Source organism: Streptomyces anandii JCM 4720, from assembly GCF_014650655.1.
GTDB lineage: Bacteria > Actinomycetota > Actinomycetes > Streptomycetales > Streptomycetaceae > Streptomyces > Streptomyces anandii.
In genome coordinates, this window is the sequence record NZ_BMVJ01000020.1 from 48,445 (window position 1) to 55,864 (window position 7,420).

Genomic DNA, 7,420 nt, shown 5'->3' on the forward strand with positions numbered 1-7,420 from the left:
GGCTGCGCGCCGAGATCGGCCTCACCAGGGACACCGCCTGGGCGGACGCCGTGTCCCGCGTGGAGCGGGGCCTCGCGGTCGCCGTGGACTACGCCCACACCGCGGCCGCCCGGCCCCCCTTCGGCACCCTGACCGGCTTCCGTGACGGCCGCGAGACCCCACCCGTACCGGACGGCTCCTGCGACATCACGTCCCACGTCGCCTTGGACGCCTGCGCGGCGAGCACGACCGGGGCAGCCGTCCGGCTGATGTCCCAGCGTGATGCTCTGCGCGGTCTCGGTGTCACCGGCGTGCGGCCTCCGCTTGCGCTTGCCTCCGCGAGGCCCGCGGAATATGTGCGCGCCCTCGCTCGCGCCGGGGAGGCGGCCGAGCTCACCGCGCCGGACGGGCTCGGCGGCTTCGGCTGGCTGCTGCGGAGCGCCGGCCTGTGGGAGCCGGACGCGGAGTCCCTGTTCGCGGCCCTATTTGTCGATGTCCCCGACCACGAAGAACATTGAGCCCAGGATGGCCACCATGTCCGCCACCAGCGTTCCCGGCAGCAGCTCGGTCAGCGCCTGGATGTTGTTGTACGAGGCCGAGCGCAGCTTCAGCCGGTACGGCGTCTTCTCGCCCTTGCTGACCAGGTAGTAGCCGTTGATGCCGAGAGGGTTCTCGGTCCAGGCGTAGGTGTGCCCCTCGGGCGCCTTGAGCACCTTGGGCAGCCGCTGGTTGATCGGCCCGGGCGGCAGCTCGGCCAGCCGGTCCAGGCAGGCGTCGGCCAGGTCGAGGGCGTTGTGGGTCTGCGCGAGCAGGCACTCGAAGCGGGCCAGGCAGTCGCCCTCCTGCCGGGTGACCACCTCCAGGACGTCGCCCAGTTCGCCGTACGCGAGGTACGGCTCGTCGCGGCGCAGGTCGAAGTCGACGCCCGAGGCGCGCGCGATCGGCCCGCTCACGCCGTAGGAGTGCACGTCTGGCGCGGTCAGCGCGCCCACGCCCCGCGTGCGCCCGCGGAAGATCTCGTTGCCGAGCACCAGGTCGTCGAAGACGTCCATGCGCGAGCGCACGGCGGCCACGGCGGCACGCGCGCGCGTGGCCCACCCGGCCGGCAGGTCCTCCTTGAGGCCGCCGACCCGGTTGAACATGTAGTGCATCCGGCCGCCGGAGACCTCCTCCATCACGTTCTGCAGGACCTCCCGCTCCCGGAACGCGTAGAAGACCGGCGTGATGCCGCCCAGCTCCAGCGGGTAGGACCCGAGGAACATCAGGTGGTTGAGCACCCGGTTGAGCTCGGCGAGCAGCGTGCGCGTCCACACCGCGCGCTCGGGCACCTCCATGCCGAGCATCCGCTCCACGGCGAGGACCACGCCCAGCTCGTTGGAGAAGGCCGACAGCCAGTCGTGCCGGTTGGCCAGCATGATGATCTGCCGGTAGTCACGCGCCTCGAACAGCTTCTCCGCGCCGCGGTGCATATAGCCGATCACCGGCTCCGCGCGCGTGATGCGCTCGCCGTCCAGCACCAGCTTCAGCCGCAGCACGCCGTGCGTGGACGGGTGCTGCGGCCCGATGTTGAGCACCATGTCGGTGCTGTCCGCGGCGCCGCCGATCCCGACCATGGTCTCCGTCGTAGGAGTCATGGACACAGTCTCGCCTACGTACGCTTGCCCCATGGAGACGGGGAGGCCGGAAGACGGAGGGGCGGCGGGGGGCGAGCCGGTGTGGAACGCGTTGCCGCCCGGCCTGCTGCGCATGCGACGCCTGCTGCTGGTGGTGTGGCTGGGCCTGCTCGCGCTGGCCGTCGGGCTCGTGCCCGGGCTGGTGGCCGGCGCGGCCTGGTCCGCCCTCTCGCTGGCGCCACTGGCGCTGATGGCGTGGGGCTGGGTGCTGCTGGGCCGCAATTGGCGCTCCTGGCGGTACGCCGAGCGCGCCGACGACCTGCTGATCAGCCGGGGCGTGCTCTGGCGCGAGGAGACCGTGGTGCCGTACGGGCGGATGCAGTTGGTGGAGGTGACCTCGGGGCCGGTCGAACGGCACTTCGGGCTGGCCACCGTGCAGTTGCACACGGCCGCCGCCACCACCGACGCGACCATCCCCGGCCTCGACCCGGCCGAGGCGGAACGCCTCCGCGACCGGCTCACCGAACTCGGCGAGGCCCGATCGGCGGGCCTGTGACGACGGGGGACGGACGGCCGACGGGGGACGGGAGGCCCACGGGGGACGGGCGGGACCCGGGCGGCGAGCACGCCCCGGGCGGCGGACCGGCCCCGGGCCGCGGGCACGCGATATCGGGTGGGCCGTCGGTGGTGGAGCGGCGGCTGCATCCCGTGACGCCGCTGCGGCGCGCCTGGGCGCCGGTCGCCCTGCTGGCCGGATGGGCCGTGCACGACCCCGACCAGGCGCAGCAGCAGCTGTCGCGCCTGACCACGACCGCGCTGCTGCTCGCTCTCGCGGTCGTCGTCCCGGCCGCCGCCCTCTACGGCTTCCTGTCCTGGTGGTTCACCCACTTCGCGGTGACCGACACCGAACTGCGCATCCGCACCGGCCTGTTGTTCCGCCGCACCGCGCACATCCGGCTGGAGCGCATCCAGGCCGTCGACGTGACACGGCCGCTGCTCGCCCGGATCGCGGGCGTGGCGAAACTCAAGCTGGACGTCATAGGCACGGCCAAGAAGGACGAGCTCGCCTTCCTCGGCGAGGACCACGCCAGGGCACTGCGCGCCGAACTGCTCGCCCGCGCCGCCGGGTTCGCCCCGCAAGCCGTGCACGAGGTCGGTGAGGCACCCGCGCGGGAACTCGTGCGGGTGCCCGCGCGGGACATCGCCGTCTCGCTGCTGCTGGTCGGCGCCACCTGGGGCTCGCTCGCCTCCGCCGTCGTGGTGCCGCCGCTGATGTGGCTGGCCACCCACAGCCTGTGGACGACGCTCGCGGTGGCCGTGCCGCTGGTCGGCGGGGCCGTCACCAGCAGCGCGGGGCGCTTCGCCGGGGCGTACGACTGGACGCTGAGCGAGTCGCCGGACGGGCTGCGCATCGACCGCGGCCTGCTGGACCGCACGCACGAGACGGTGCCGCCGGGCCGGGTGCAGACCGTACGGATCACCGAGCCGCTGCTGTGGCGGCGGCGCGGCTGGGTGCGGGTCGGGCTGGACGTGGCCGGCTCGTCGAACTCCGTACTGCTGCCCGTCGCCCCGCGCGGGGTAGCCGAGTCGGTCATCGCCCGGGTGCTGCCGGAGGCGGTGGTGCCGGACGCGGCCGCGCTGGTCCGGCCGCCGGGGCGCGCGGGGTGGTGCGCGCCGGTGCGGTGGCGGGGGTACGGATTCACCGTGACCGAGACCGTGTTCGCCGCGCGGCACGGGCTGCTGCGGCGCCGGCTCGCCCTGGTGCCGCACGCCAAGGTGCAGAGCGTGCGCCTCACGCAGGGGCCGTGGCGGCGCCTGTGGGGCGTCGCCGACGTCCATGTGGACACGGGCGCCAACAGGACGGTGACGGCGCGGCTGCGGGACGCCGAGGAGGCGGCGCGGTTGCTGGCCGCGCAGGCCGACCGGTCGCGGACGGGACGCGGGGCGGCCCGCCCGGACCGGTGGATGACCGGGGGCCCGGGGCCCGGTCCGGACGGGAGCGGCTAGGAGGCCGCGGTCCGCAGGCCCTGTACGTCGATCTGCTCCGTCTCGTCGTGGGCGGTGAGGTCGATGACCTGGCCCACGACCGGGGCGCCGGCGTCGGCCGGCTTGTACTGCGACTCCGACTCGGCCTTGTGCAGGGCGAGCGCCTCCTGGCCGACGACGTCGGCGAGGTCCTCGTTCTGGACGGCGTCCAGGGCGGTGGACGGCACCCCCTTCTGCGTACCGAAGAAGTCGAACCCGCCCTCGACGACCGGGCGCCGCACTGGCGCGGCCGGCACGACGGCCACGGCGGTCGGCACGGTGAAGTGCCCGGAGGGCTGCTGCACGGGCTTGGCGGTCGCGGCGGGCTTGGCGGTCGCGGCGGGCTCGGCGTCCTCGGCCGTCTGCCCGGCGGGCCCGGCCTGGGCCCCGGGCTGCGCGGCGCGCGCGGCCTGCTCGGTCGGGGAGGCGGCGGCCGCGGGCTCGTGCGCGTCGGCCGCCTCGGGCTGCCCCTGCGGTTCGTCCTCCCGCGCGGGGGACGCGGCGGCGGGGCCGCCTTCCGTCCCGCCCATCTGCTGCGCGGTGGGCTCGGCCTTACGACCGGACGCGCGGCCCTGCTTCGGCACAGAGGCGTTGCTGCCTACGCCCCCCACCTCGGCAGCGGGGCCCGTCTTGGCGGAACGCTCCGTCTTCCCGGTGGGTTCGGTGTCCTCGGTGGCCGCCGCCTGGTCGGCGGGGTCTGCCTTCACGGTCTCCCCGTCATTACCGGCGGCATCGGCCTTCCCGGCGGCTTCGGCGTTCGCGGCCTCCTTCGCGTCACCGACGGCCTCGGCGTTACCGGTGGTCCCGGCATTACCAGCGGCCTCGGCCCGACCGGCGCCCCCCGTCTTCCCGGCGGCCTCCCGCGGGGCCGCCTCCGGGCCGTCCTCCGGCGTCGTCCCGCCGTTCTCCGGGCTCGCGGCGGCGAGGCGCAGCAGTGCGGCGTCGGCGCGCAGGAACAGCCGGGAGCCCTCCGGGGAGAACACGGCGGGAGCCACGTCCGCCTTCTCCTCCCGTACGTCCTCACCGGCGTCCGCGCCGGTGTCCGCCCCGGTGTCCGCGCCGACGACGGCGTCCGCGCCGGCCGTGGTCCGGTCGGCGCGGTCGTCCGGCGCGGCGGGCAGCGCCCGTACGTCGTCGGAGCCGGCCTCTATCTCCAGCAGGCGGCGGCCCTCGAGGGCGCTGGCCCGCTCGGTCTCCGCGGTGGCGTACCGCCGCAGCAGCGCCGCGTGCTCGTTGCGCAGACCGGCGAGCTCGGCCCGCTTGGCGCGCAGCTTCTGCTCCAGGCGGCCGCGCAGTTCGCGCGACTCCTCGAGGTCGGTCTCCAGTTCGGCGACCCGTTCCTCGAAGCGCCACTCGTCGCTCGCACGCGCGCGCGTGAGGTCGGCGACCTGCCTGCCCGCCTGGGTGTCCCAGCGGCGCATGACGACCGCGCCGGCGACGGCCGCGACCGCGGCGGCCGCGGCGAGGGAGCGCAGCACCACCGGTGCCGAGAACACCCAGGGGCCGAGGGCGCACACGACGGAGACGCCGGCGATCGCCGAGGGAGGCAACAGCCTGTGCAAGGGCGGGGAATGGCGATGACGTCCACGTGGCATGGCCAGAAACTTACCGCGAGTAGGCGAATCGTGGTGGGCCGCCCCGCAAAAAGACGGCCACGGTCGGAACTCTTTTTCCGGCGGGGTTTCAGCGGTCGGTCAGGCGCCCGCTGATCCACTGCAGCGTCGGGGGGATCTCCCGCCGCCAGGTGTTGAAGTTGTGACCGCCGCTGGCGAGGATGATCGAGGAGATCCGGGTCTTGTTCGTCGCCTTCACCGCGTCGATCAGCTTGAGCGTCGCCTTGTAGTTGCCCTCGCCGACCTTGCTGCTGGTGACGAGCAGCGAAGTGTCGGGCGCGGGCAGGTGCTTGATGCTCCACAGCAGGTCGGCACGGTTCTGCAGATCCTTGTTCCCGTGGAACAGATCGCCCGTGGTCGCGTCGATCGGCGCCTTGTAGTAGGCGGACAGGCCCGCGCCGGCGGCATACGTCTCGGGGTGGTGGATGGCGAGCTTCAGCGCGCAGTAACCGCCCGTGGAGTCACCGACGATGCCCCAGTGGCCGGCGCCCTTGCCCACCCGGTAGTGCGCCTGCACGGCCTGCGTCAGATCCCTGGCGAGGAACGACTCCGTCTGCGGCCCGCCGGGGACGTCCACGCACTCGGTGTCGCGCGGCGGGGCCAGCGTCGGCCGCAGCATGACCAGGATCATCGGCTGCATCCGCCCCTTCCTGGCGAGGTCCAGCGCGGTCTTGGGGTACTGCAGCTTGCTGACGAGCGCGTGCGCGGTGCCCGGGTAACCGGTGAGGACGACGGCGGCCGGGAAGGTGCGCGTGCGGTACTGCGGCTGGAAGTACTCCGGCGGCAGATAGACGTACGCCGGAGTGGCGATGTGGGTGGTACGGCCCAGGATGTCCACCTTCTGCACCTGGCCGGTCATCTGCGGCCGCGAGCCGTTGGACATCTGTATCCGCTCGGTGCCGACCACTTGGAGCGGGCCGCTGGTGCCGCCGTTCGCCGAGTTGTCTATGACGACGCCCTGGTCGGTCTCCTGGCCGAACAGGTCTGCCCAGCTGGCGTAGAAGCCGAAGGCCTGGTTGGCGGCGAGGCCCACGCAGGCGAAGATCGCCGCCTGGGTGGCCAGCAGGATGGCGACACGGCCGCTGACGGCCCGCCAGTTGCGGCGCGCCAGGCGAGGCCAGAACCACACCGTGGCGACGAACAGCAGCACGGCGAACAGCACCGCCAGCGCGAGCACTTTTTTACTCGTGAGACCCATGGGCTCTTTCCTGCCTGACCTTCCCTGCCGGGCCGTCCGCCGCTTCGTTGCGAGGGCTTGCCCCGGCCTTTGACTGGCCTTTGACCCGACTTTTCGGTGGGGAGTGAACCTCTCTCCCCAAGACACCGTCCTAGAGGGCGCAATGTCGCCGGATGCCCGGGTCGGCACCGGATTCAAGGTCTCTCGCAGAACTACGGGATGCGATGTCTGTCAGGATAGATGGGGAAATGTCGGGCGGGGTTCCGGGCCGATCAAGCCGGGTGCGGCGGATACTCCGCGGCCCGCGCCCCGAGGCCGTGCCCGTACTGGTCGGCTGGGCCTGCACCCTCGTGGGCCTCCTGGACATCGCCGCGGGGGTCTTCCCACGCTTCCGGCACAGCCGTATGCACGCCATCGCGGAAGTGCTGCCGGGCTCGTTCGGCCCGTTCGCCGCGGCGCTCTCGCTCAGCGCCGGCGTGCTGTTGCTGCTGCTGGCGCACGGCCTGAAGCGGCGCAAGCGCCGGGCCTGGCGCGCGGCCGTGGCACTGCTGCCGGCGGGCGCGGCCGCGGAGTTCGTCTACCGGCACTCGGTCGTCGGCGTGGTCATCTCGCTCGCGCTGCTCGCGCCGCTGCTGATCCACCGCGACGAGTTCGCGGCGCTCCCCGACCCGCGCAGCCGGTGGCGGGCGCTGGCCAACTTCGTACTGATGAGCGCCGGTTCGCTCGCGCTCGGCCTGCTCATCGTCAGCGTCCACGGGCACAGCATGGTGGGCAACCCGAGCCTCGCGGACCGGCTGACCCACGTGGTCTACGGCCTGTTCGGCTTCGAGGGCCCGCTCGCCTACCAGGGCAACACCTCCTGGACGGTGGCCTTCTCCCTGGGCGCGCTCGGCTGGCTCACCGCGGCCACCACGATCTACCTCGCCTTCCGCCCCGAGCACCCGGCCGCCCAGCTGACCGAGGAGGACGAGGACAAGCTGCGCGCCCTGCTGGCCAAGCACGGCGCCCGCGAC

General features: G+C 73.5%; 6 protein-coding genes and 1 pseudogene. 4 read left to right on the forward strand and 3 right to left on the reverse strand.

What is annotated here, in order from left to right; all coding sequences use genetic code 11:
- The coding region (locus tag IE249_RS38740; protein ID WP_373304469.1) for an SAM-dependent methyltransferase at positions 1–497 on the forward strand (497 nt) is incomplete at its 5' end.
- Here IE249_RS38740 and IE249_RS28395 read toward each other — a convergent pair.
- On the reverse strand, positions 462–1,613 hold the full coding sequence (locus tag IE249_RS28395) for an NADH-quinone oxidoreductase subunit D (protein ID WP_189709256.1): 1,152 nt from the start codon (positions 1,611–1,613) through the stop codon (positions 462–464). The two genes, IE249_RS38740 and IE249_RS28395, sit on opposite strands and share 36 nt — an antisense overlap.
- A 31-nt stretch (positions 1,614–1,644) precedes the next feature.
- Here IE249_RS28395 and IE249_RS28400 point away from each other — a divergent pair, with 31 nt between their 5' ends.
- Together IE249_RS28400 and IE249_RS28405 are read left to right on the forward strand one after the other, a co-directional pair.
- Positions 1,645–2,148 carry a PH domain-containing protein gene (locus tag IE249_RS28400; RefSeq protein ID WP_189709257.1) on the forward strand — a complete coding sequence of 168 codons (504 nt, stop codon included), beginning with the start codon at positions 1,645–1,647 and terminating at the stop codon, positions 2,146–2,148.
- Positions 2,145–3,599 carry a PH domain-containing protein gene (locus tag IE249_RS28405; protein WP_189709258.1) on the forward strand — a complete coding sequence of 485 codons (1,455 nt, stop codon included), beginning with the start codon at positions 2,145–2,147 and terminating at the stop codon, positions 3,597–3,599. The genes IE249_RS28400 and IE249_RS28405 overlap by 4 nt, the downstream gene beginning before the upstream one ends.
- Here the strand turns inward: IE249_RS28405 and IE249_RS28410 are convergent.
- Together IE249_RS28410 and IE249_RS28415 are read right to left on the reverse strand one after the other, a co-directional pair.
- The gene (locus IE249_RS28410) at positions 3,596–5,212 is read right to left on the reverse strand and encodes a hypothetical protein (RefSeq protein ID WP_189709259.1); all 1,617 of its coding nucleotides are present in this window, start codon (positions 5,210–5,212) and stop codon (positions 3,596–3,598) included. The two genes, IE249_RS28405 and IE249_RS28410, sit on opposite strands and share 4 nt — an antisense overlap.
- Positions 5,213–5,300: 88 nt before the next feature.
- Positions 5,301–6,428: an alpha/beta hydrolase gene (locus tag IE249_RS28415; RefSeq protein WP_189709260.1), complete on the reverse strand. Its 1,128-nt coding sequence runs from the start codon at positions 6,426–6,428 to the stop codon at positions 5,301–5,303.
- A 227-nt stretch (positions 6,429–6,655) separates the two neighbouring features.
- Here IE249_RS28415 and IE249_RS38745 point away from each other — a divergent pair.
- Positions 6,656–7,420, forward strand: a pseudogene (locus tag IE249_RS38745) (phosphatidylglycerol lysyltransferase domain-containing protein); the annotation flags it as partial.

Excerpts from the sequence above, each read along its gene's own strand:
- IE249_RS28395 (WP_189709256.1), bottom strand. The coding sequence starts at position 1,613 with ATGACTCCTACGACGGAGACCATGGTCGGGATCGGCGGCGCCGCGGAC.
- IE249_RS28400 (WP_189709257.1), top strand. The coding sequence starts at position 1,645 with ATGGAGACGGGGAGGCCGGAAGACGGAGGGGCGGCGGGGGGCGAGCCG.
- IE249_RS28410 (WP_189709259.1), bottom strand. The coding sequence starts at position 5,212 with ATGCCACGTGGACGTCATCGCCATTCCCCGCCCTTGCACAGGCTGTTG.
- IE249_RS28415 (WP_189709260.1), bottom strand. The coding sequence starts at position 6,428 with ATGGGTCTCACGAGTAAAAAAGTGCTCGCGCTGGCGGTGCTGTTCGCC.